Origin of the sequence: Streptomyces fildesensis, from assembly GCF_016107395.1 — a bacterium.
Classification (GTDB): Bacteria; Actinomycetota; Actinomycetes; order Streptomycetales; family Streptomycetaceae; genus Actinacidiphila; species Actinacidiphila fildesensis.
Window position 1 is genome coordinate 51,510 of the sequence record NZ_JAAIKO010000004.1, and the last position, 22,437, is coordinate 73,946.

At 71.7% G+C, this 22,437-nt stretch carries 14 protein-coding genes and 2 tRNA genes; 8 read left to right on the forward strand and 8 right to left on the reverse strand.

The genetic code is table 11. The features are described from left to right. Positions 1–39 precede the first annotated feature (39 nt). Positions 40–879, forward strand: a complete 840-nt coding sequence (locus C6N31_RS08275) for a metallophosphoesterase family protein (RefSeq protein WP_138358383.1) — start codon at positions 40–42, stop codon at positions 877–879. Between the two features lie 218 nt (positions 880–1,097). After that, a complete protein-coding gene (locus C6N31_RS08280) occupies positions 1,098–1,493 on the forward strand; it encodes a nuclear transport factor 2 family protein (RefSeq protein ID WP_138358385.1) in 396 nt (131 codons plus the stop codon). Positions 1,494–1,591: 98 nt separating this feature from the next. Here C6N31_RS08280 and C6N31_RS08285 read toward each other — a convergent pair. Beyond that, positions 1,592–1,665 (reverse strand) — tRNA-Lys (locus C6N31_RS08285). A 104-nt stretch (positions 1,666–1,769) separates the two neighbouring features. Continuing rightward, positions 1,770–5,528 carry a S8 family peptidase gene (locus C6N31_RS08290; RefSeq protein WP_198357326.1) on the reverse strand — a complete coding sequence of 1,253 codons (3,759 nt, stop codon included), beginning with the start codon at positions 5,526–5,528 and terminating at the stop codon, positions 1,770–1,772. 127 nt (positions 5,529–5,655) lie between these two features. Here C6N31_RS08290 and C6N31_RS08295 point away from each other — a divergent pair. Further along, positions 5,656–5,729: transfer RNA gene (locus C6N31_RS08295), tRNA-Lys, on the forward strand. 102 nt (positions 5,730–5,831) lie between these two features. Here the strand turns inward: C6N31_RS08295 and C6N31_RS08300 are convergent. Next, positions 5,832–6,587 carry an IclR family transcriptional regulator gene (locus tag C6N31_RS08300; RefSeq protein WP_138359245.1) on the reverse strand — a complete coding sequence of 252 codons (756 nt, stop codon included), beginning with the start codon at positions 6,585–6,587 and terminating at the stop codon, positions 5,832–5,834. Positions 6,588–6,932: 345 nt separating this feature from the next. Between C6N31_RS08300 and C6N31_RS08305 the strand changes: the two genes are divergently transcribed. Continuing rightward, the gene (locus C6N31_RS08305) at positions 6,933–8,039 is read left to right on the forward strand and encodes an LLM class flavin-dependent oxidoreductase (RefSeq protein ID WP_244809189.1); all 1,107 of its coding nucleotides are present in this window, start codon (positions 6,933–6,935) and stop codon (positions 8,037–8,039) included. Positions 8,040–8,375: 336 nt separating this feature from the next. Next, positions 8,376–10,094 carry a glycosyl hydrolase family 18 protein gene (locus C6N31_RS08310; protein WP_307811296.1) on the forward strand — a complete coding sequence of 573 codons (1,719 nt, stop codon included), beginning with the start codon at positions 8,376–8,378 and terminating at the stop codon, positions 10,092–10,094. Between the two features lie 103 nt (positions 10,095–10,197). On the opposite strand, the gene C6N31_RS08315 is transcribed toward C6N31_RS08310, so the two are convergent. After that, positions 10,198–11,973 carry a putative bifunctional diguanylate cyclase/phosphodiesterase gene (locus tag C6N31_RS08315; protein WP_138359239.1) on the reverse strand — a complete coding sequence of 592 codons (1,776 nt, stop codon included), beginning with the start codon at positions 11,971–11,973 and terminating at the stop codon, positions 10,198–10,200. A 331-nt stretch (positions 11,974–12,304) separates the two neighbouring features. Here C6N31_RS08315 and C6N31_RS08320 point away from each other — a divergent pair, with 331 nt between their 5' ends. Further along, positions 12,305–13,480 carry a M6 family metalloprotease domain-containing protein gene (locus C6N31_RS08320; protein WP_138359251.1) on the forward strand — a complete coding sequence of 392 codons (1,176 nt, stop codon included), beginning with the start codon at positions 12,305–12,307 and terminating at the stop codon, positions 13,478–13,480. 4 nt (positions 13,481–13,484) lie between these two features. After that, a complete protein-coding gene (locus tag C6N31_RS08325) occupies positions 13,485–14,738 on the forward strand; it encodes a M6 family metalloprotease domain-containing protein (RefSeq protein WP_244809185.1) in 1,254 nt (417 codons plus the stop codon). An 89-nt stretch (positions 14,739–14,827) separates the two neighbouring features. Here the strand turns inward: C6N31_RS08325 and C6N31_RS08330 are convergent, their stop codons facing one another. The 3 genes from C6N31_RS08330 to lysX all read right to left on the reverse strand — a co-directional run bounded on the left by C6N31_RS08330 (position 14,828) and on the right by lysX (position 19,777). Further along, positions 14,828–15,259: an OsmC family peroxiredoxin gene (locus C6N31_RS08330; protein WP_138359237.1), complete on the reverse strand. Its 432-nt coding sequence runs from the start codon at positions 15,257–15,259 to the stop codon at positions 14,828–14,830. Between the two features lie 110 nt (positions 15,260–15,369). Next, positions 15,370–16,233 carry a polysaccharide deacetylase family protein gene (locus C6N31_RS08335; protein WP_269287128.1) on the reverse strand — a complete coding sequence of 288 codons (864 nt, stop codon included), beginning with the start codon at positions 16,231–16,233 and terminating at the stop codon, positions 15,370–15,372. A gap of 304 nt (positions 16,234–16,537) precedes the next feature. Next, complete coding sequence (lysX, locus tag C6N31_RS08340; RefSeq protein ID WP_198357329.1) at positions 16,538–19,777, reverse strand: bifunctional lysylphosphatidylglycerol synthetase/lysine--tRNA ligase LysX; 3,240 nt, start codon at positions 19,775–19,777, stop codon at positions 16,538–16,540. A 248-nt stretch (positions 19,778–20,025) separates the two neighbouring features. On the opposite strand from lysX, the gene C6N31_RS08345 reads away from it, so the two are divergent. Then, positions 20,026–21,477: an alpha/beta hydrolase gene (locus C6N31_RS08345; protein WP_198357330.1), complete on the forward strand. Its 1,452-nt coding sequence runs from the start codon at positions 20,026–20,028 to the stop codon at positions 21,475–21,477. 47 nt (positions 21,478–21,524) lie between these two features. Here C6N31_RS08345 and C6N31_RS08350 read toward each other — a convergent pair whose 3' ends face one another. Further along, the gene (locus tag C6N31_RS08350; protein ID WP_198357331.1) at positions 21,525–22,187 is read right to left on the reverse strand and encodes a hypothetical protein; all 663 of its coding nucleotides are present in this window, start codon (positions 22,185–22,187) and stop codon (positions 21,525–21,527) included. Between the last annotated feature and the right edge of the window lie 250 nt (positions 22,188–22,437).

Below are 22,437 nucleotides of genomic sequence, written 5' to 3' on the forward strand. Positions count from 1 at the left end.
GGGGTACCGCCCGTGCCCGGATCCGCCTACCGTCTGCATATGCCGGATGGAAAACTCTGGGGGATCAGCGACCTGCATGTGGCGTTCGCGGAGAACCGGAAGATCGTCGAGGGCCTGCGCCCCGGGTCGGACACCGACTGGCTGATCGTCGCGGGTGACGTGGGCGAGCTGACGGACGGCATCGAGTGGGCGCTGACCCTGCTCAGCAGCAGATACGCCCGGGTGGTGTGGGCGCCGGGCAACCACGACCTGTGGACCCCGGCCGAGGATCCGGTCCAGTTACGCGGCGAGGCGCGCTACCGCCATCTGGTCGAGATGTGCCGCTCGCTGGGCGTGCTCACCCCGGAGGACCCGTACCCGGTCTGGGAGGGCGCGGGCGGCCCGGCCGTCGTGGCGCCGCTGTTCGTCCTCTACGACTACACGTTCCGCACCGACACCGCCGCGAACAAGGAGGAGTCGCTCGCCCAGGCGTACAAGTCCGGGATCGTGTGCAGTGACGAGTTCCTGCTGCATCCCGATCCGTACCCGAGCCGCGACGCCTGGTGCCGGGCCCGGCTGAAGGAGTCCGAGCGGCGGCTGCGGGACTGCGATCCAGCCCTCCCGCTGGTCCTGGTCAACCACTTCCCGCTGGTCCGCCAGCCCACCCGGATCCTGCACCACCCGGAGTTCGCCCAGTGGTGCGGCACCGAGCGGACGGCCGACTGGCACCGGCGGTTCACGGTGAGCGCGGTGGTCTACGGCCATCTGCACATTCCCCGGACCGCCTGGTACGACGGGGTGCGCTTCGAGGAGGTCTCCGTCGGCTACCCCCGCGAATGGAACCGCCCCGGCCACCCCAGGACCGTCCCCCGCCAGATCCTGCCCGAGCCGGCGCGCTGAGGTCTGCGGCCCCGCGGCTCCGTGGAACCGGGAAGCCCCCCGCTTCCGCGAGGGGCCTTCGATCCGGATGCCGGGACCACGGGGTCACCAGGTTGAACACCGGGTAGTCGGCGGAGCGCGGCGCGCCCCTGCCCACCGGGTGGTCCGGCGGCCCGCCCGGTGAGAGGGTGAATACATCAGCCTCTATCCCTGCCTGTCCAGGAAGGTGGCGAAATGCCATGGCTGAACATCCGAACGCCGCGCTGATTCGTAAGGGCTACGAGGCGTTCTCACAGGGCGACATGGACACACTCGGCGGCATGATGACGGCCGACTGCGCGCACCACGTCCCCGGGAGTCACCAGCTTTCCGGTGACTTCAAGGGACTGGAGGCGGTGCTCGGCTACTACGGCCAGCTCGCCGCGCAGACGAACGGCACTCTGCGGGTCGAACTGCGGAGCGTCTTCGTCGACGGCCGGGGCCATGTGATGGCGGTGCACCAGATCAGCGCCGAGCGGGCCGGCAAGAAGATCGACATGGCGGGCGGCATCGTGTTCCGCGTCATCGGCGAGAAGATCACCGACCTCGACGAGTACGTGGAGGACATGGCGGTGGCGGACGACTTCTGGGCCTGATCCTTCCGGGCCCGATCCCGCGCGGCGGCCCGTCCCGACCGGCCGGAAACGACCAAGGGCGCTCTTCCTGGAGGAAGAACGCCCTTGGTGTTCTGCTGTGCGCCGTCAGGGACTCGAACCCCGGACCCGCTGATTAAGAGTCAGCTGCTCTAACCAACTGAGCTAACGGCGCCTACGGGTCAATCATACGGGGCCGGAGGGGGTGCTGATGACCATCCTCCCCTCCGGCCCCGCGTCATGATCGGCGTGGGACGACCACGCCGGGCCACACCGGGATCAGCGCAGGCCGAAGGCCCGGATGATCTCCTGGCTGACGGTGCCGCCCTTGCCGTCCTGCGCGGTGGCCTTGAGCGAGACCGAGCCGCCGGGCTTGTTCGGCGTCCTGACGAGCGTGGTCCAGGAACCGTCTCCCGTCCTGATCAGGAGGGTCGGAGCCCAGGTTCTGCCGTCGTCGTACGAGACCGACAGCGTCGCCCTGGTGGCCTTCGTCACACCGGCCAGCCACTGCTGCGTGGCGGACGACAGACCGATCCGCGTCCACTGCCCGGCCTTGACGTCACCCGCGGTGTCGGTGGCCACGTCGTAGTCGAGCTGCAGCAGCTTGACGTCCTCCTGCCAGGGTCCGTCCTGCGGAATCGCGCCGGAGACGAAGCCCCACTCGGTGTGCGTGCGGATCGAGCTCTTCCACTCCTTCGCGTCCCGCGCGGAATCCAGCACCAGGCGGTAGGGGAGGGTCTGCGGGGAGACGCTCCACAGTCCGCCGGCCCGGCCGGTGCCCTTGGTGATCAGGGTGTCGCCCTGGTAGGCGGCGTACGTGGTGGCGCCGTTGTACTCGTCCGACGGCATCGAGCCGGAGTGGCCCGCTCCCGCGTCCGTCCACGGAGTGATGTTGAACTGGATGTCGTTGTAGACGCTGCGGTTCGGGCCCCAGAACGCCTGGCCCAGACGCGGCCGCTGGACCCCGCCGAACCACTCGGTGGAGTAGTGCCGACCCGCGGTGAAGTGGTCGTTGCCGCCGCGCATCTCGAACAGCTCGTCCGAGTAGTCCGGCTGGTAGACCGCGTGGTCCTCGTACCAGAAGCCGGCGCCGTGCTGCGGCGAGACGTACTCGGTGCGCACGCCGGGGTAGGACTCCTTCTCGGTGAAGCCGATGCCCGGCCCCCAGGCGGGGATGTCGTAGCGGAAGCCGCCGCCGGCGCGCTGCCGGTCGCCGTCGTATTTCGCGTCGATCCGGGCGAGGTCCCGCTTGGGGTCGGGGGTGTAGGCCAGGGACCGGTCGGGGATCGTGCCGTCCTGCTGCGAGAGCAGGTCGTAGAGGTAGCGCGGGTCGGTGCGCTGCGTGACGTCGAGGGTGAGTCTGCCGCCCTTGGCGTCGGCGACGAGCCGGGCGCCCGCGTCGCGCATGATCGAGACGACACTCAGGGAGGTTTTGGTGCCCGCGTCGTCCGCGTAGTAGTCGGAGAGCCGGCCGGTGCCGTCGTTGACGACGATCAGCAGCTCGGCGCCCGCCTTGACGGCGTTCGCGGCGCGGTCGGCGGGAGGGACGTCATCGCTGCGGGTGACGACGACCGCCTTGCCCTTGGCGTCCAGGCCCTGGTAGTCGGCCGCGGCGCCCTTGCCCGCGGTGACGACGCGCAGCTTGGCCGAGCCGTCGTTGACGGTCGCGCCGGCCTGCGGCAGCAGTTCGAGGTCCCGGCCGTGCGCCGAGGCGTCGACCTGCTTCTCGCCGAGCCGCCAGCGGGTCACGAAGGAGAAGGTGCCGTCGGTGACCTTCCGGGTGGGCGCGGCGTAGACGGTGTCGAACGCCGGCGGCACGATGTACGCGTCGCGGATGAGATTGCCGTTGGAGAAGGTGCGGGCGATGTCCAGGTGCAGCTGCCGCTGCTCGGTCTCCTGCGGGACGCGGGCGCTGACCTTGTGCGCCGTGCTCGCGTCGAGCGCCACCGTGGTGTTCTTCGTGAGCACCGTCTCTGGACTGGTGAGCACCGCCAGGCCGCGGGAGTCCGGGGTGTCACCGGTGACCTCCAGCTCCGCGTACGCCATGTACGTGCCCGGCGGGAGCCGCAGGGTGCGCTCGCCGGCCACGGCGAGCGGCGACGGGTACGGGTTGTCCTTCTCGGCGAGGACGACGGTGCCGGCGGCCGGCTTCCCGTCGCGTCCGGTCAGCTTGATCGTGTAGTCGTAGAGCTCCTGCTCCTTGGTGAGCGCGAAGCCGGTGTGCGCGACGGCCTTGCCCGCGGCCGCGTCGGTCGCGGTGACCTGGCCGGAGAAGGTGGTCGCGGACGGGACGGTGGTGGGGTCGAGGGTGAGGGTGACCGTGGCGGTGCCGCCCGCCGGGACGGCCACCGTCCTCGCGGACAGCGTGTAGGCGCCGGCCGCCTGGGCGGCCGGGTCCAGCGCGAGGTTCAGCGTGACGGCCGCCGCGCCGTTGTTGCGGTAGGTGAGGGTGCGCGTGGTGCTCGTGGCGCCGGCGTGCGGCCACTTGTAGACGGCGGCGTCGACCGAGCCGGTGGCCTGGACCGTGGAGTCCACGGCGGCGAGCACATCGAGCCGTCCGGTGCCCATCTCGTACGGCGTGAAGGCGGTGAGCTGCTGGGACGAGCTCATCAGCGCGTCCTTGAGCTGCTGTCCGCTCCAGTCGGGGTGCCGCTGCTTGAGGATCGCGGCGGCGCCGGCCACGTGCGGCGTGGCCATCGAGGTGCCGGACATGGTCTGGTACATGCCGCTGCCGGAGGCGAGCGCCTGCGAGCGGGCGGCGGTGATGTCGACGCCGGGCGCCGAGATGTCCGGCTTCAGCGCGTACGAGCCGCTCAGCGGACCCATGCTGGAGAAGTCGGCGCGGCCGTCCTGCTTGTCCACGGCGGCGACGGTCAGCGCCGCGGCCGCCGAGCCGGGAGAGCCGATGGAGCCGGCTTCGTATGCGTTTCCGGCGGCGATGACGAAGAGCGGTCCGCCGTTCGCGGAGAGGTTGTCGACCGCCTGCGACATCGGGTCGGTGCCGTCGTCGGGGAGCGGCGAGCCGAGGCTCATGCTGACCACGTCGGCGCCCTGGGCCCTGGCCCACTCCATGCCGGCGATGATCCAGGAGTCCTCGCCCGAGCCCTCGTTGGAGAGCACCTTGCCGATCAGCAGCTTGGCGCCGGGCGCGACGCCCTTGTAGTCGCCGTTGGAGGCGGCTCCGGTGCCCGCGATCGTCGAGGCGACGTGCGTGCCGTGACCGTTCCGGTCGGTGACCGGCTGGTCGGGGACGAAGCTCTGCTCGGCCGAGACCTGGTCCTTCAGGTCCGGGTGGGTGTCGTCGATCCCGGTGTCCAGGATGGCGACCTTCCGGCCCTTGCCGTCGTAGCCCTGCGCCCAGGCCTGCGGCGCGTTGATCTGCGGTACCGACTCCTTCAGGCTCGCCTCGACCCGGCCGTCCAGCCACAGCTTGTCGATGCCGTCGTCGAGCGAGCGGGCCTTCGCCGCGGCGGCCGGTGCGGCCACCACGTCCTGCCAGAAGGCGCGGGTGTCCTTCTTCCGCGCCTTGAGCGCGGCGCCGCCGATGCTCGGCAGCTGCCGGGTGGTGGTGCTGCCGGCGGGGGCGGCGGGCAGCGAACGGGCGGCGCGGGCGGCGGCGGTGTAGGTGGCGATCATCGGGACGCCGCCGGAGCGGGCGTCGTCGTAGCCCATCTTCACCAGCGCGGTGAGGTCGAACAGCCGGCGGTCGAGCTTGCCGGCGGCGAGCAGCGGCAGCGCCTCGTCCGGCAGGACGTAGGTCTCACCGCCCGCCTGCTGGACGTGCACGCCGCCGGGGGCGCCGTGCGGGCGGTCCACGGTGACGGTGTCCTGGTTGCCGGCCCCGTCGGCGAAGTGCACGACGTCCCCGGTGACCAGGGTGATGTCGTACGTGGTGGCCTGCTGCGGTGCCGCTTTGCGCGGGGTGGCGCCGGGGGCGGCGGTCGCGGGGGTCGTGGGGAGGAGGAGTCCGGTACTGAGCGCGAGCGCGAGCGCGGTGGCGCTGGCGAGCAGGGAGGCACGGCGTCTTATCGGCGTCATGCACATGATCTATCGGCCTGGAGCCGCGCCGGGCACCGGCACAGCCTGGCAGGATCCCGCCTGGCGGAGATCCGCCGCCGGTTTTTAAGCACCCCGGAGGATCGGGTACGATCTTCCATGTCAGCACGCGCCGTTAGCTCAGTTGGTTAGAGCAGCTGACTCTTAATCAGCGGGTCCGGGGTTCGAGTCCCTGACGGCGCACCGACGGTCGAAGGCCCCTCGCGGAAGCGGGGGGCCTTCTTCGTGTCCCGGTCCCGGTGTCCTCCGGCCACGTGGTGGCCGGCCCTGGTGGGTCCCGGTGGGTCAGAAGCTGAGGGAGAGCAGCACCGGCGCCGCGCGTTCGTTCAGGGTGTCGACGGCCGGTTTGAGGCGGTGCGCCTGTGAGGTGGGCATCGACAGCGCGAGGCACGCGACCGTCTTCCCGATGGTGACCGGTACCGCGGCGCAGACCGTGCCGACCGCGTATTCCTGCAGGTCGAGCATGGGATGGCTGGCCGGCCGGCTTTCCAGTTCCGACAGCAGGGCCTTCTCGTTGACGACCGTGCGCGAGGTGAGGCGCGCGGTCCGGTGCCGGGACAGGTGTTCGCGGCGGCCGCGGTGGTCGAGCTGCGCGAGCAGGCACTTGCCGACCGCGCTGGCGTGGGCGGAGGAGCGGAAGTCCACCCATTCGTTGACCCGTGGGGTGGTCGGCCCGTCCGCCACGTCGACCACCGTCACCTCGCCGTCGTCGTAACGGCCGAAATAGACGGCGGCGCCGACCTCGTCGCGCAGCTCGTTGAGGACGCTGTTGAGCTTGTCGGCGAGCGCCTGCTCGCGGTCGGCGGCGGCCAGCAGCACGAGGGATTCGCCGGTCACGTAACCGCCGCCGGGCAGGAACGAGAGATAGCGCTCGCGCTTGAGCATGGCCAGCAGTTGCGAGAGGTAGCCGATGGGCACGCCGATCTCGCGGGCCAGCTGCTCGGCCGTCACGCCGTGCCGGTGGTGGTCGACGGCCTCCAGTACGCGCAGCGCGTACTGGACCGCGTACACCGGCGCGATCTGTCGGTACTCAAGCGCCACGGAATCCCCCTGCAGGTGTGCCGTTCGCGTCCGGTGCGGCGTGCCGTACGTCACGGCTGTAGCTGCTGGTCACGGCCGATGGGCGTACCGATCGGACCCGACAGCCGAGCCGCTCCCCACGATAGCCGCAACGGCCTTGAAGGTAGAGGCCGTTGACCGGCCGATTGGTGGGCTTCGTGCGTATATGCAGGAAAGCGCCGCATCGGCATATGCCATGGGCCTTGTCGAGGGGGGTCGGGGTGAAGAGCGGCGCGAAGATCGGGGCGATGGTCGGCCGGGAATAACCGGAGTACGTCTCCGGTTCCAGTTGCCGCAGGCGAATACATGACCGAGGAGGCGCCCCCCGTGGGAGACGAACCGCAGACCACCGATGACATCCGCGGAGCAGCCCGTGGCAGCGCGCCCGTGCCGCTGTCCGTGCTCGACCTGGCGACCGTGGGAAGCGGGCTGACCGCCACCCACGCCCTGCGCGCCAGTGTCGAACTGGCCAAGCTCGCCGAGGCCCGCGGATTCCACCGGATGTGGGTCGCCGAGCACCACTCGATGCCGGGTGTGGCCAGTTCCTCCCCGGCGGTGATCCTCGCCCACCTCGCCGCGTTCACCCGCACGCTCCGGCTCGGCTCCGGCGGAGTGATGCTCCCCAATCACGCCCCGCTGGTGATCGCCGAGCAGTTCGGCACCCTGGAGGCGCTCGCCCCCGGCCGGATCGACCTCGGTCTGGGCCGCGCGCCCGGCACCGACGGCGCCACCGCGGCCGCGCTGCGCCGCACCGACCGCCCGGACGGCGCCGACGACTTCCCGCAGCAGCTCGCCGAGCTGACCCGGTTCCTGGACGACGACTTCCCGGACGGGCACCGCTACGCGCGCATCCACGCGATCCCCGGACCGGTGCAGGGCTCCGTCGCCGGCGGGGTGCAGTCCGCGTCGCGTCCGTCGGTCTGGCTGCTCGGCTCCTCCGGCTTCAGCGCCCGGCTGGCCGGCGCACTGGGCCTGCCGTTCTCCTTCGCGCACCACTTCTCGGCGGCCAACACCGTTCCCGCGCTGGAGCTCTACCGCGAATCGTTCCGCCCGTCCGCGGTCCTGGACCGCCCGTACGCCGCGATCGGTGTCTCCGCCCTCGCGGCCGACGACCCCGCCGAGGCGCGCCGCCAGGTGCTCACCGGCGCGCTCGGCATGCTGCGGCTGCGCACCGGGCGGCCGGGGCTCATCCCGTCGCCCGAGGAGGCCGAGGCATACGAATTCAGCGCCCTGGAGCGGGAGTTCATCGACTCCTGGCTCGTGAACGTGGTGCACGGCGGCGCGGAGGAGGTCCGCGACGGGCTCGACGCCCTGGTGAAGCGGACCGGCGCGGACGAGCTGATCATCACGGCCAACGCGCATACGCCGGCGGCCCGTCTGCGGTCCTACGCGTTGATCGCGGACGCGTACGGGCTGCCCGGCGGCGAGTCGTAGGGCCTCGGAACGAACCTGGCGGGGCGACCCCGAGCCCGCCCTCCTGATCGCTCCGGCGGTTAAAAGCGGGTTTCCCGAAGGGGCGTGGTTCGTCCCCCGGAAGGACATCTTCCGGATCCTTAACTCAGGCTAAAGCCGCTTGTCAGCACCTGCGACAGGCGGCTTTTCGCTGGCCGGAGGGGGTTTCCGGCGGGTAGGCGTGGCGTCAATTGGTCTAGTCCTAAGTCTGGTTCAGACCATTGACCGGAGCATCTCAAGGGCGCTATTCATGGCGCAGCCCCCTGCTCCTCCCTCTCCCCCCGGAGGTCTTTCGTGCAGCTCCAGAAAAGATCACTCGTGGCTGCCGCCACCAGTGCGGCCCTCGCTCTCGGCGCGATCACCGCGCTCGTCGGCGGGCTCGCCCCGGCGAGCGCCGCGGGTACCGACGCTCAGCCGGCCGCCGCGGCCGCGAGCAGCGGCGGGGTGAAGATCGCCTACTACGACCAGTGGAGCGTGTACGGCAACGCCTTCTACCCCAAGGACCTCGACACCCGGGGGATCGCGAGCAAGCTCGACGTCATCAACTACTCGTTCGGGAACATCCACCCGACCGACCTCACCTGTTTCGAGGCCAACAAGGCCGCCTCGCAGGACGAGAACAACCCCAGCGCCGGTGACGGCGCGGGCGACTCCTTCGCGGACTACCAGAAGTCCTTCGGCGCGGCCGACAGCGTCGACGGGGTGGCCGACACCTGGAACCAGCCGATCACCGGCGCGTTCAACCAGCTGCGGAAGCTCAAGGCGAAGTACCCGAAGCTGAAGGTGGACATCTCCATCGGCGGCTGGACGTACTCCAAGTACTTCTCGGACGCGGCGAAGACCGACGCGAGCCGCAAGAAGCTCGTGACGTCCTGCATCGACCAGTACATCAAGGGCAACCTGCCCGTCGACGGCGGCTTCGGCGGCCCCGGCTCCGCGGCCGGCGTGTTCGACGGCATCGACCTCGACTGGGAGTACCCGGGCTCGACGGGCGGCCACCTCGGCAACCACGTGGACGCGGCCGACAAGCAGAACTTCACGCTGCTGCTCGCCGAGTTCCGCAAGCAGCTCGACGCGTACGGCGCCGCCAACGGCGGCAAGAAGATGCTGCTGACCGCCGCGCTGCCGGCCGGCCAGGACAAGATCGCGCACATCGAGACCAACAAGGTCGGGCAGTACCTCGACTACGCGAACATCATGACCTACGACATGCACGGCGCCTGGGACACCGACGGACCGGTCTACCACCAGTCGCCGCTCGTCCCGTCGGCCGGCGACCCGACCGACCCGATCGCGCCGGGCACCGAGAAGTACAACGTCACCAACGCGGTGAACGCCTGGCTCGACGGCAACGCCGCATACGGCATCGCCGGCGGCTTTCCCGCCAACAAGCTGACGCTGGGCTACGAGCTGTACTACCGCGGCTGGACGGGCGTCCCCGCCGGTGCCAACCACGGTCTGGGGCAGCCCGCCACCGGTCCCGCCCCGGCCCGCAGCCTGAGCGCGACGGCCGGTATCGCGTACTACAAGGAACTCGGCGGCATCGTCGACAACCCCGCGACCACCTTCTGGGACGACGCGTCGAAGTCCTCGTACTTCTACAACGGCACGGAGTTCTGGACCGGTCTCAACGCCCAGTCGATCCAGGCCCGCGCGGACTACGCGCACTGCCGCGGACTCGGCGGCGCGATGATGTACTCGCTGCTGGACCTCGACACCGGCACCACGCTGCTCAACAAGATCAACACCGCGGTGGGCGGCTCCGCGAGCGGCTGTGGCACCACCACCACGCCGCCGACGACCCCGCCCACGACTCCTCCGACCACTCCGCCCACGACGCCTCCGACCACGCCTCCCACCACCCCGCCCACCGGCACCTGCGCCGCGGCCGCCTGGAGCTCCTCCGCGGTCTACACCAGCGCCAGCGGAACGGTCTCCTGGAAGGGCCACAACTGGAAGGCCAAGTGGTGGACGACGGGCGAGGAGCCCGGCACCACCGGCGAATGGGGCGTGTGGCAGGACCTCGGCGCCTGCTGACCTGACCGCCCCATCCGGAGCCCGCGTCCCTTCCCCCCACGGACGCGGGCTCCGGCATGTGCCGGTCCGGGGCCCGCTCCGGCCTGGGAGCAGCCGGCCGGCGTCAGCCCGCGAGCAGTTCGGAGATCCGCTCGGCGGCGACGGGGCGGGAGTAGTGCCAGCCCTGGCCGGTGTCGCAGCCGATCCGCCGCAGCCGCTCGGCCTGTTCGGCGTTCTCGACGCACTCCGCGGTGACGGTGAGACCCAGCCGGTGGGCGAGCTCCACCAGGGCCTCGACGATGGTCTCGTCGGCGGGGTTGGGGTGTTCGGCGGAGCGGAAGCCCTGGACGAAGGAGCCGTCGAGCTTGAGCGCGGAGACCGGCAGCCGGCTCATGTAGGCGAGGTTGGAGTAGCCGGTGCCGAAGTCGTCGATGGCGATCCGCACGCCCATCTCGCTCAGCGCGTGAAGGGCCTGCAGCGGCCGGCCGGCCGAGCCCATGACGGCGGACTCGGTGAGCTCCAGCTGCAGCAGCTCCGGCGGCAGCCCGGTCTCCTCCAGGATGGCGGCGACATCGGCGACGAGGTCCGAGTCCCAGACCTGGCGGACCGCGACGTTGACGCTGATGAAGATCGGGTCGTCCGGGTGGTCCTTCTGCCAGACCCGCGCCTGACGGCACGATTCGGCCAGCACCCAGCGGCCGAGCTGGACGATGGAGCCGTTCTCCTCGGCGAGCCCGATGAAGCGGTCCGGCGCCAGCCGCCCGAAGTGCGGGTGCTGCCAGCGGACCAGAGCCTCGACGCCGCGCAGCACACCGCTGTCGAGCCCGACGAGCGGCTGGTACTCCAGGATGAACTCACCGCGTTCCACGGCCTGTCGCAGCGTGCTGGACAGCGCCTGCCGGGTCATGCGGTGGGCGTTGCGCTCGGGGTCGAAGAGCGTCCAGCGGGCCTTGCCGTCGGCCTTGGCCCAGTAGAGCGTGGTGTCGGCGGCCTGCATCAGACCGGTGGCGGAGCTGCCGGCGACTTCGCGCTCGACCACGCCGATGCTCGCCGACACGGCGAGCCGCTGACCGTCCACGTCGAACGGCCGCTGCAGTGAGGTGAGTACGGACTCGGCGAGCACGGTGGCCTGTCCCGTGCCGGTGGAGTCCCGGACGAGCAGGGCGAATTCATCGCCGCCGAGCCGGGCGACCAGGTTGCCGCCGGGCTCCGCGCAGGTCAGCAGCCGCTGGGCGACGGCGGCGAGCAGCTGGTCGCCGATCCGGTGCCCGAGGGTGTCGTTGATGGCCTTGAAGCCGTCGAGGTCGAGGTAGCACAGCCCGATCCGGCCGGTCCTGCTGCCGGCGCCGTCGAGGGCGGCGGAGAGCCGCTCGAAGAACAGCGCCCGGTTGGGCAGCCGGGTGACGGAGTCGTGCATCTGCAGATGGCGCAACTGCTCGCGCAGGCTGTGGCGTTCGCCGATGTCCTCGACGGAGAGCAGCGCGGTGCCGCAGGCGCTTCCGGTGCCGGCGAGCGTCACCTCGGCCCACAGGGAGCCGCCGCCGCGGCGCTTGATGCGGCGGGTGCAGCGCAGTTGGTCGCGGCGGCCGGCGAGCACCTCGCGGTAGGCGATGCGCACCGGGTCGTCCTCGGCCAGGCCCAGCAGTCCGGTGGCGACGCGCGCGGCGAGCCCGGCTGCGCTGGTGCCGAGGAGCGCGCCGAGCGCCTGGTTGGCCTCCAGTACCCAGCCGTCGCGGTCCACCAGCGCCATGGGCAGCCGGGCCGCGGTGAAGGCGGCGCGGTAGTCGCGCGGTTCACCGGCCGTGGGGCCGAGCGGTCCCGGAGGGGAACCGTTACTCAGCGTGAGGATTACCGGTGTGATGTCGGGTTCGGCACTGGGGCCGCCCGAGGGTCCGCCCATTGCCCGCTCCCCGTGTCGCGCTGGTCTCGGTGGCGATCATAGGCGCTGGCGGAGCGGCGGATCCAGCGCCGTCGTGGTGATTCTTGGCACGCAAGCTGACGGATTGATCGTTTCTGCACGAATGCGACGAGCAACTGACCGATTCGGATAGGCCATTACGCACAGTAATGAAGCCGGAATCACCCCGTGCGGAGCAACTCAACAGGACATAACGCCGCAATTCATAGCAACGTGGTGAAGGTGCCCCGAACGGGCTCACGATTCCTCCCCGGAGGTCCATGTGCGGCGGTCAGGCATCCTCATACGGGCGCGGCGGCGACCCCTGCGCGCGATGGCGGCGGCGGCGAGTGTCTTCGCCGCCGTCGTCGCCTGGACGCTCGTCGCGGGGCCCGCCGCGGCCGCCGCTCCCGGCGGGGACTGCGCCCTGCCGCGCACCACGGCCCACCACTCCGAAGGAGTGGATACGTGGAACGCCTCGTACCCCCGGCCGACCACGGCCCTGGACGCCGTGATGATCTTCCTCTCGTTCCCCGACGCCGCGCCGGCCCTGACCCCCCAAGAGGTCGCCGCCGACCACTTCCCGGAGACCTCGCGCTTCTACGACCGTGCCTCGTACGGGCAGTTCCAGCTGCGCGCCCACCCCGTCGACCACTGGTTCAAGATGCCGCGGAACTCCACCGACTACGGGATCCGGCGCGACTGGGACCCGGACCTGCGCACCGGGTACCTGCGGGACGCGATCGCCGTGGCCGACCCCTCGGTGGACTTCTCCGCGTTCGACTTCGTCTACCTGGTCGCGGACCCGGACGCCCCCGGCGTCGACGCGGACGCCACCAAGGTCGTGAACCTCGCCACCCCGATGCGGGCGGACGGCACCGATCTGCGGCGGCTGGTCACGGTGTTCGAGCAGCACCCCCCGGACCACAACGTGCTGGCCCACGAGACCGGCCATGTCTTCGACCTGCCCGACCTGTACTCCCGGCCGGCCATCGGCAGCGACGCCGACTGGGACACCCATGTCGGCGACTGGGACCTCATGGGCAGCCAATTCGGCCTCGCCCCCGAGCCGTTCGCCTGGCACAAGTGGAAGTTCGGCTGGCTGCGGGACAGCCAGGTCCAGTGCGTGTCCCGGACGGGCACCACCTGGCACGAACTGACACCGCTGGAGACCGCGGGCGGCACCAAGCTCGTCGTGGTCCGCACCGGGCAGCGCACCGCGCTCGCCATCGAGGTGCGCACCGCGGCCGGCAACGACGTGGGGCTGTGCCGGGAGGGCGTGCTGCTCTACAAGGTGCGCTCCGGCACCGAGTCCGGCGAAGGCCCCGTCGACGTCCTCGACGGCCACCCCGCCACCTCCGCCTGCCACGACGGCTCCGCCTACCCGCAGCTCGCCGACGCGCCGCTCGGCGTGGGCGAGTCCTACTCCTACGACGCGGGCCTGGTCCACGTCACGGTCGCCTCCCGCTCCCTGGACGGTTCCTGGGCCGTCAAGGTCAGCGAGGGATAGCGCCGTGGCGACGGACGGGCGAATACCGTGGATACCCGGAGCGGGCCTGAAGGCCGCCGCCATCGGGACGGTCGCGCTGCTCGCGGTGGCCAGCACGGCCGCCACCGGGCCGCAGGCCGCCTACTCCCCGCCGACGGCCTCCAGGCCGTGCGCGCTGCGCGCGACGCCGGGCACCGCGATGTCCGAGGGCTTCCCCGACCGCGCCGCGCGCGGGGTGGGCAGTGAGTTCGCCCCGTCGACCGGCCGGGTCCGGGCCCTGACGCTGTTCATCGACTTCTCCGACGCGCCCGCGCCCTACAGCGCCGCCGAGCGGTACGCGGAGTTCTTCCCCGCCGTCCAGCAGTGGTTCGACCGCGGCTCCTACGGAAAGCTGCACTACGAGTCGACGCCCGTGATGCGCTACATCCGCATGCCGCGGCCCTTCTCCGCGTACGGGATCGGCCGCGGCTACGGCTGGGACGCGCACACCGAGATGATGCGCGACCTGCTCTCGGTCGCCGACCGGGACATCGACTTCCGCGGCTACGACCTGGTCAACATCCTCGTCACCCCGAACGCGGGCCCGCCCGCCGACGAGGCCGTCCTGTCGGTCACCTGGACCGGCGCCTCGGCCGCCACCACCGACGACGGCGCCCGGCTCGACCGGGTCTCGCTGATCTACGGCCACGACCAGTCGGGATCCCGCGTCCTCGGCCACGAGAACGGCCACGCGTTCGGCCTGCCCGACCTCTACGCCTCCGACGACTTCCAGCGCACCGACACCCTCGCGGGCCAGTGGGACAGCATGTCCCTGGACTGGGGCCTGGGCGGCGACCTGCTCGCCTGGCACAAGTGGCGGCTCGGCTGGCTGGACGACACCCAGATCGCCTGCGCCCCGGTGCGCGGCGAATGGACGTACGCGCTGCGCGCCGTCTCACTGGCCGGTGGCCGCAAGGCCGTTGTCGTCCCGTACGGGCGGACCCGCGCCTATGTGATCGAGGCCCGGCAGGCGTCGGGCAACGACAGCGAGGCCTGCCGCGAGGGCGTACTCGTCTACCAGGTCCGTACCGACATCGACTCCGGCGCCGGCCCGGTGACCGTACGGGACGCCCATCCGACCACCAGCGCCTGCGACTTCAGCAGCGGATCGTTCAACTCCCTCAACGACGCCCCCTTCCGGGTGGGCGAGGTCTTCAACGACCCGGCGGCGGGCCTGACGGTCCGGGTGCTGGGCCGTGACCCCGCCGGTGAATGGGAGGTCAGGGTGACCCGCCGCTGACCCCGGGACCGGCTCCGGCGCGGCGCACCGGCTCTCGGGAGGGGGAGAGCCGGCGCACCGCGCCGGGGCGGTCGGGCGGAGAGCCGGTGTCAGGAGAGGAGTTCGGCCTTGAGGGTGATGTTCTTCACCGCGGCAAGGGCCTGGCTGACCGGGCAGTTGGCCTTCGCTTCCTGGGCAAGGGCTTCGAACGCCTCGGCGGTGATGCCGGGGACGGTGCCCTTGACGGACAGGACGACGCCGGTGATGCCCTCGCCCGGCTGGAAGGTGACGTCGGCCTGCGTCTGGAGCAGCTCCGCCGGGGTACCGGCGCCGGCGAGTGCGTGCGAGAAGGCCATCGAGAAGCAGGACGAGTGCGCGGCCGCGATGAGCTCCTCGGGGCTCGTCTTGCCGTTGGCCACCTCGGCGCGCGAGGCCCAGGAGACGTCGTAGGTGCCGACACCGGAGGTGTCGAGGGAGACGGTGCCGGAGCCGTCGAGGAGGGCGCCCTTCCACTGGGTGGTCGCGGTGCGGGTGGTTGCCATGGTCACAAACCTCCAAGAGAGAGCGGGAAACGCCTCTCGAACGCTACCGCGCCACCGGGTCCCCGGCGGGGAACGTCGGCGGGAACGCAGCGGGAAGGTCAGCGGGAGGGTCAGCGGCCCGGGAAGCTGTACGTGTAGTGCTGCGCGTCGAGCTGGTCCAGCAGTTGGGACAGCGCCTGCACCGTCTGGGTGCGGTCGCCGCCGCCGTCGTGCATCAGCACGATCGCGCCGGGCCGGAGGTTGGCGTTGATGTGGTGCATGATCGCGGCCGTGCCGGGGCGCTTCCAGTCGTCGGAGTCGGAGGTCCAGCCCAGCGGGCGCATGCCGTGGCCGGCGGCTATCTCCCGTATCCATGGCTTGAAGTCGCCGCCGGGCGCCCGGTAGTACGGCACTTCGGCGCCGGGCCCTGCCGCGTCGGCGATCTCCTGGCGCGCGTCCAGGATCTCGTGCGTGTTGTAGTCGGCGGACTTGGCGCTCTGGTGCTCGTCGTGGTGCACCGAGTGGTCGCACAGCCGGTGCCCGGCCGCGGTGATCTGCCGGACGACGGCGGGGTGGGCCTGGGCGTTCGGGCCGATCTCGCAGAAGGTGGCCTTCGCGTGGTGCCGGGCGAGCAGCGCCAGTATCTGCGGCGTCCAGCGCGGGTCGGGGCCGTCGTCGAAGGTGAGGGCCACGGCCTTGCCGCCGTCCTCCAGCCCGTGCTGTATCTCCCGGCTGACGCGGGTGCCGCCGGGCGCGTCGTCGGACCGGGTGGTCGCCGAGGACGAGGCGGGCGGCGAGGCGGGCCGCGAGGACGTGGCGGGTGGCGTGCCCGTCCGGGTCTGATGGGGGACCGTGGCGGAGGGCGGGGCAGGCGACGGGGCGGAGACGGGCGCCGTACGCGTGCCCTGCTGGGCGCCGCAGGCCGCCAGGGCGGCTCCGGCGAGCGTCACCCCCAGAGCGGTGGCGGTCGTCTTCTTCGCGCTGCTCAGCGCCACGGTTGTACCTCCATCGATGCCGGGCCCCCGTACCGCTTTGTCCGAATTGCAGAAAATAGGGGGATTGTTATGATTTTTGAAGAGTGGGGAGAAGTTGGTTCGAGTCCAGCCGGCTCCACGCACGGGGCCGTAGCTCATCGGTAGAGCGACCCACTCGCAGGCCTGAAGGGGCCGGTCCGCACACCGGACCGGCCCTTCGTTCGTCCCGTGCTCCCACCGTAAGGGCAGCCCCCGGCAGGCGCCCTCGTCCGTTCGGCCAATGTCCGGCCGTCCGGTATCCCCCTAGGGACGGTATATCCGCAGATCAGCGGCGACGGACCAGCGGGAACGGCAGGGTCTCGCGGATCGACCGGCCGGTAAGGAACATCACCAGGCGGTCGACACCGATGCCCAGCCCGCCGGTCGGCGGCATCGCGTACTCCAGGGCGGTCAGGAAGTCCTCGTCGAGCTCCATCGCCTCGGGGTCACCGCCCGCCGCCAGCAGCGACTGCTCGGTGAGCCGGCGGCGCTGCTCGACCGGGTCGGTGAGCTCCGTGTAGGCGGTGCCCAGTTCGGTGCCGTACGCGACCAGGTCCCAGCGCTCCGCGAGCCGGGGGTCGACGCGGTGCTGCCGGGTGAGCGGGGAGACGTCCAGCGGGAAGTCCTTGTAGAAGGTCGGGACGGTGGTGCGCTCCTCGACCAGCCGCTCGTACATCTCCAGCACGATGTCACCGCGACCGTCGGCGGGGGTGTGCGGGACGCCCGCGCGGTCGCAGAGCCGCCGCAGCACCTCGGGAGGGGTGTCGGCGGTGACCTCCTCGCCGAGCGCCTGCGAGATCGCGTCGTTGACGGTCCGCACCGGCCACAGCCCGGACAGGCCGACCTCACCGCCGTCCCGGCGGGCGGTCTGCGAGCCGTTGGCGGCGGTCGCGGCCTGCTGGATCAGTTCGCGGGTCAGATCCAGCATCGAGTCGTAGTCGGCATAGGCCTGGTACGCCTCCAGCATCGTGAACTCGGGGTTGTGCTTGTACGACACGCCCTCGTTGCGGAAGGTGCGGCCGAGTTCGAAGACCTTCTCGACACCACCGACACAGAGCCGTTTGAGATACAGCTCCGGGGCGATGCGCAGATACAGGTCCAGGTCGTAGGCGTTGATGTGGGTGGTGAACGGGCGGGCGTTGGCGCCGCCATGCACCGGCTGCAGCATCGGCGTCTCGACCTCCAGGAAGCCGCGGGCCACCAGCGACTCGCGCACCGAGTGCACCGCGGCGCTGCGGGCCCGCAGCACGTCGCGGGCCTCGGGCCGGACCACCAGGTCGAGATAGCGCTGCCGGACCCGTGCCTCCGGGTCGGTCAGGCCGCGCCGCTTGTCGGGCAGCGGGTGCAGGCACTTGGCGCTCAGCCGCCAGGTGTTCGCGTCGGCGGTCACCTCACCGGCCCGGCTCACGCCCATCACCGCTTCGAAGTCCAGCAGGTCGCCCAGGTCGACGTCGGATGCGAACGCCCGCATCCCCTCGGCGGTGAAGTGGTCGCGGCCCAGCAGGATCTGCAGATCGCCCGACCAGTCCCGCAGCGTCACGAACACCACGCCGCCGTGGTCGCGCAGCCGCAACACCCGCCCGGACAGCCGGACATCGGTGCCGGCGGGCGCCGCCGCCGCGGCGGCCAGGGTGTGGGTGGGCACGATGCCGGGCGGGTACGGGTCGGTCTCCGCCCCCCGCAGCCGTTCCAGCTTCCGCATCCTGACGCGTACCTGCTCCGGGCGTCCGGAACCGGCCGTCCGGTCCGGTCCTGCCGCTGCCGCCGACAGGTCAGCGGCGGCGGCCGAGGCCTCCTCCAGCTCGACGAACGCGGGCAGCGCGGCCGGTCCCTGCCCCACGTTCCGGTCCCGCCAGAAGCGCAGCCGCGGCATCTCCACGAAGCCCTCGGCGATACCGGAGGCCAGGCCGATACGGGCCAGGTCCTTCGCCTCGGAGTAGCAGAGGAAGCGTGGATACCACTCGGGCTGGTACTTGACGTTCGACCGGTACAGGGCCTCCAGCTGCCACCACCGGGAGAAGAAGAGCAACAGCCGCCGCCACAGCCGCAGCACCGGGCCGGCGCCGATCCTGGCGCCCTCCTCGAAGACCGAGCGGAAGACCGCGAAGTTCAACGAGATCTGCCGGATGCCGAGCCGGGGCGACTGCGCCGCCAGCTCCGTCACCATGAACTCCATGATCCCGTTGGGGGCGGCGGGATCGCGCCGCATCACGTCCAGCGAGACCCCGGCCCGGCCCCAGGGCGCGAACGACAGCAGCGCGATGACCTGTCCCGCGTCGTCCAGCGCCTCGACGAGCAGACAGTCGCCGTCCTCCGGGTCGCCGAGCCGGCCCAGCGCCATCGAGAAGCCGCGCTCGGTATCGGTGCCGCGCCAGGCGTCGGCCCGTGCCACGACCTCGTTCAACTCCTCGGGCGACAGCTCGCGGTGCCGGCGGATCCGGCTCGTCGCACCGGTGCGCCGCACCCGGTTGACGGCCTGCCGGGTGCCGCGCATCTCGCGGCCCCCCAGATCGAAGCCGCCGACCTCGAGGACCGCCTCGTCGCCCAGTTCCAGCGCGCCGAGCCCGGCCCGGGAGTACGCCTTCGCGCCCTCCTCACCCGCGCCCATCACCGCCGGCACCCAGCCGTACTGCGCCGCGTGCTCCAGCCACGCCTCGATGGCGGGCCCCCACGCCTCGGTGTCACCCAGCGGATCACCACTGGCCAGACAGACGCCCACCTCGACGCGGAAGGTCACGGCGGCCTTCCCGCTGGGCGAGAAGACCACCGACTTGTCCCGCCGGGTGGCGAAGTAGCCGAGCGAGTCCTGCTCCCCGTACTTCGCCAGCAGGGCGCGGATCCGCGGCTCGTCGTCGCCGTGCAGCGCCGCCTCGACCTTCTGCGAGCGGAACAGCGTGGCGGCGGCGGCGAGCAGCGCGAGCGCGCCGAACAGACCGAGCCAGAAGTTGGTCCAGAAGGGCGGATGACCGATGCCGTCCGGCAGGTCGTTGACGCCACCGACCACCCGGTTGATTGCCCACCGCAGCCGGTCCTTCCCGACCAGTGTGCCGGGGAACACCGACAGCAGTGCCCAGCCGGCGAGGACGCCGATCACCAGGCCCACCAGCAGCACCAGCAGCGCCCGCCAGAACGCGCCCTTGCGCACCCGGGCGGAGAACTCGCCGCGCGACACCACCAGGACGGCGAGCGCCGTGCCGGTGATGGCCAGCGCCGGGATGGCGCTCCACTCCGATTCGAAGGCGATCAGCACCACGTTGGCCAGGACCGACAGCCCGAGGAACACCACGACGATCCAGTACGCCACCCGCTTGCGCGCCGCCAGCGCGCCGGCCAGCAGCATCAGGAACGCCGCGTAGGCGAGGTTCGCGGACGCCGGCACCGTCAGGATCTCCACCCAGCGGCGCACGGGTTCGAGGAGACGGTGCAGGGGGCCGACTACGGCGAGGACGGCGCAGAAGATGGCGAGTGAGGCGAAGAACTCCCCGAACCACCCCGGTACCGAGCGCTTCCAGCGGGGTTCCTCCATACGACCATGCTGTCCGCCCCCCGGCTTTCCGCAACCGGGACGCCCCGGCCGGAGCCCGGCCCGGCAGCGGGCTTCCCCCACCCGCCCGCCCTGTGCCCTCAATCGCCGGGCGGGCTGGTGGAGGGGAACGGGCGTCGGGCGTCGGCCGGGCTGGGTGGGTCTCAGGCGGCGGGTTCGGCCGGGGGTTGGGGTTTGTGCCTGGCTTCGCCCGGCGTGCGGGGCTTCGTGGGGGCGTTTAGGTTGGCGGGATGGGGTTCGGGTTGTGGTTGGCGGTGGGGTCCACGACGGCGTTGGTGCTGGTCGGAGGCCCGGCGCAGCCGGATCTGACGCGGTTCTACGCGCAGCGGATCACCTGGGCCGAATGCGCGGCCGACGGCATGCAGTGCGGCAGCATCGTGGTGCCGCTGGACTACGCGACACCCTCCCGCGGCACCGCCGACATCGCGCTGACGCGCTACCCCGCCACCGGTCCCGGCGACCGCATCGGCTCCCTGTCGGTGAACTTCGGCGGCCCCGGGGTCTCCGGGATCGACACGCTCGCCGACCGGGCCGGTACGGACCTGGCGGTCCTCAACACCCGGTACGACCTGATCGGGTTCGATCCGCGCGGGGTGGGCCGCAGTGTGCCGGTGGACTGCGGCGACCCGCCGCCCGCGGAGGGGGAGCTGATCGAGCAGGTGCGGAGGCTCGCCGGGCAGTGCGGGCAGCGGTCGGGCAGGATCCTGCCGTGGATCGGGACGACGAACGTGTCGCGCGATCTGGACGTCATGCGGGCGGCGCTGGGTGACGAGAAGCTCGACTACCTGGGCTTCTCGTACGGGACCAAGCTGGGTGCGGTGTACGCGCACCAGTTCCCCGACCGCGCCGGACGGCTGGTGCTGGACGGGGTGGAGGATCCGGCGTCCGACAGCGAGCGGGTGGCGCTGGGTCAGGCGGCCGCGTTCCAGCGCGCGCTGGAGGCGTTCGTGAAGGACTGCGCGAAGCAGGGGAAGGCGTGCCCGATCGCCGGCGCGGACCAGCGAGCCCGGATGGCCGGACTTGCGGACCTGGGCGACCGGCTCGCGGACGACCCGGTGCGGACCGCCGTCGGGGACCTCGGCCAGGACGAGTACCTGGAGGCGCTGCAGACGGCCATGTACAGCGCGGACTCCTGGCCGGCGCTGAGCGAGGCGCTGGCCGCGCTGCGGGCCGGCGACGGTGAGCTGATGCTGCTGCTCGCGCAGGACGGGGGCTCGGACGTCCGGCGGCGGACCCGGTCCGACGGGAGCGATCCGGGGCGGACCAACTACGCGGTGGCGAAGCTGGCCGTGGACTGCCGGGACACCTCCGACCGGTACACGGCCGGTCAGGTGGCGGCGGCCGGGGCGGCGTTCGCCGCCGCGTCTCCGGTGTTCGGCCGGTCCATCGTCAATTCGATGCTGGCCTGTGCCGGCTGGCCGTCCGCCGGGGACAACACCTCCCGCGACGTCCGGGCCGTGGATGCCCCCAAGGCGCTGCTGGTCTCCACCAAGGGCGATCCGGCGACGCCGTACGCGAACGCCCGGCGGATGAGCGACGCGCTGGGCAACGGGAGCCCGGTCCTGACGTTCAACGGGCAGGGCCACGGCGCCTACTTCGCGCACAGCACCTGCGTGACGGACGCCGTCGACGGCTTCCTGCTGGACGGCAGGCTGCCGGCGGCGGGCACCGTCTGCGACTGACAGGCACCGACATCGAGCAGCCGATGCCACCGCTCAGGCGGCTCCGCTCAGTTGTCGCTGTCGCGGGCCCGTCGACGGCCCAGGACGATCGTGCCGGTGAGAGCCGCGGCCACCAGCGCCGCGCCCAGCGCGGTCTCGGCCGGGTCCATGCCGATGCCGCCGCCGAGGCCGGTCTGTACCCCGCCCTTGGGCGTGCGGGACGAGACGGTCAGGGTGCCGGTGAACGGGCCCTGTTTGCCGGTGCCGCCGTTCTGGCACGACACCGAGACCTCGTACTGGCCCGGCTCGGTGCCCGCCGGGACCGTACCGACCCCGCCGAGCTGGTTGCTGAGGGTGGAGAGGTTGACCGCGGGGATGGACGAGCCGCCCGAGGCGGACCTGAACGTGGCGACGCCGCTCGTGCCGGTGCAGTTGCCGCCGTCGAACACGGAGAACTGACCGCCGGGGGCCACCGGGTTCGGCTGGACGATGACGGGATTGGCGGGCCCCACCGGCGTGAGGGGCACAGCGGGCGAGGAGAGCTCGCTGGGCACCGCGGGCGAGGTGAGGTCCGCCGGCACGTCGGGGGAGGAGAGCTCGGCGGGCGCCGAGGGCGCCGCGGACTCGACGGGGGCGATGGGCTCGGTCGAGGCGGCTGACGCGGCTCCCACCGCGCTCAGCGCGATGACCGCGGCAAGGGCGGAGCCGGTGAGTAGGTGCTGTGAGCGCATCGGGTTTCTCCCAGGGCGGGGTCACGGACGGTGTTCCGCGGGGCAGACAGGAATCTGCCCACCCTCCGAGGACACCCGGACGGCGCTCCCGGTGCCTGTTGACGATCGGTCAGAACTACGCCGAACGGACCAACGGAGGAACAGGGCCGACGCGGCAGGCGCAGGTCAGGGAGCCGGTCGGGACGCGTCAGGATCGGATGACCGCGCCACGGCCGGTCGGGTGACACGGGTCCGGCCGGCGCCCCCGCAC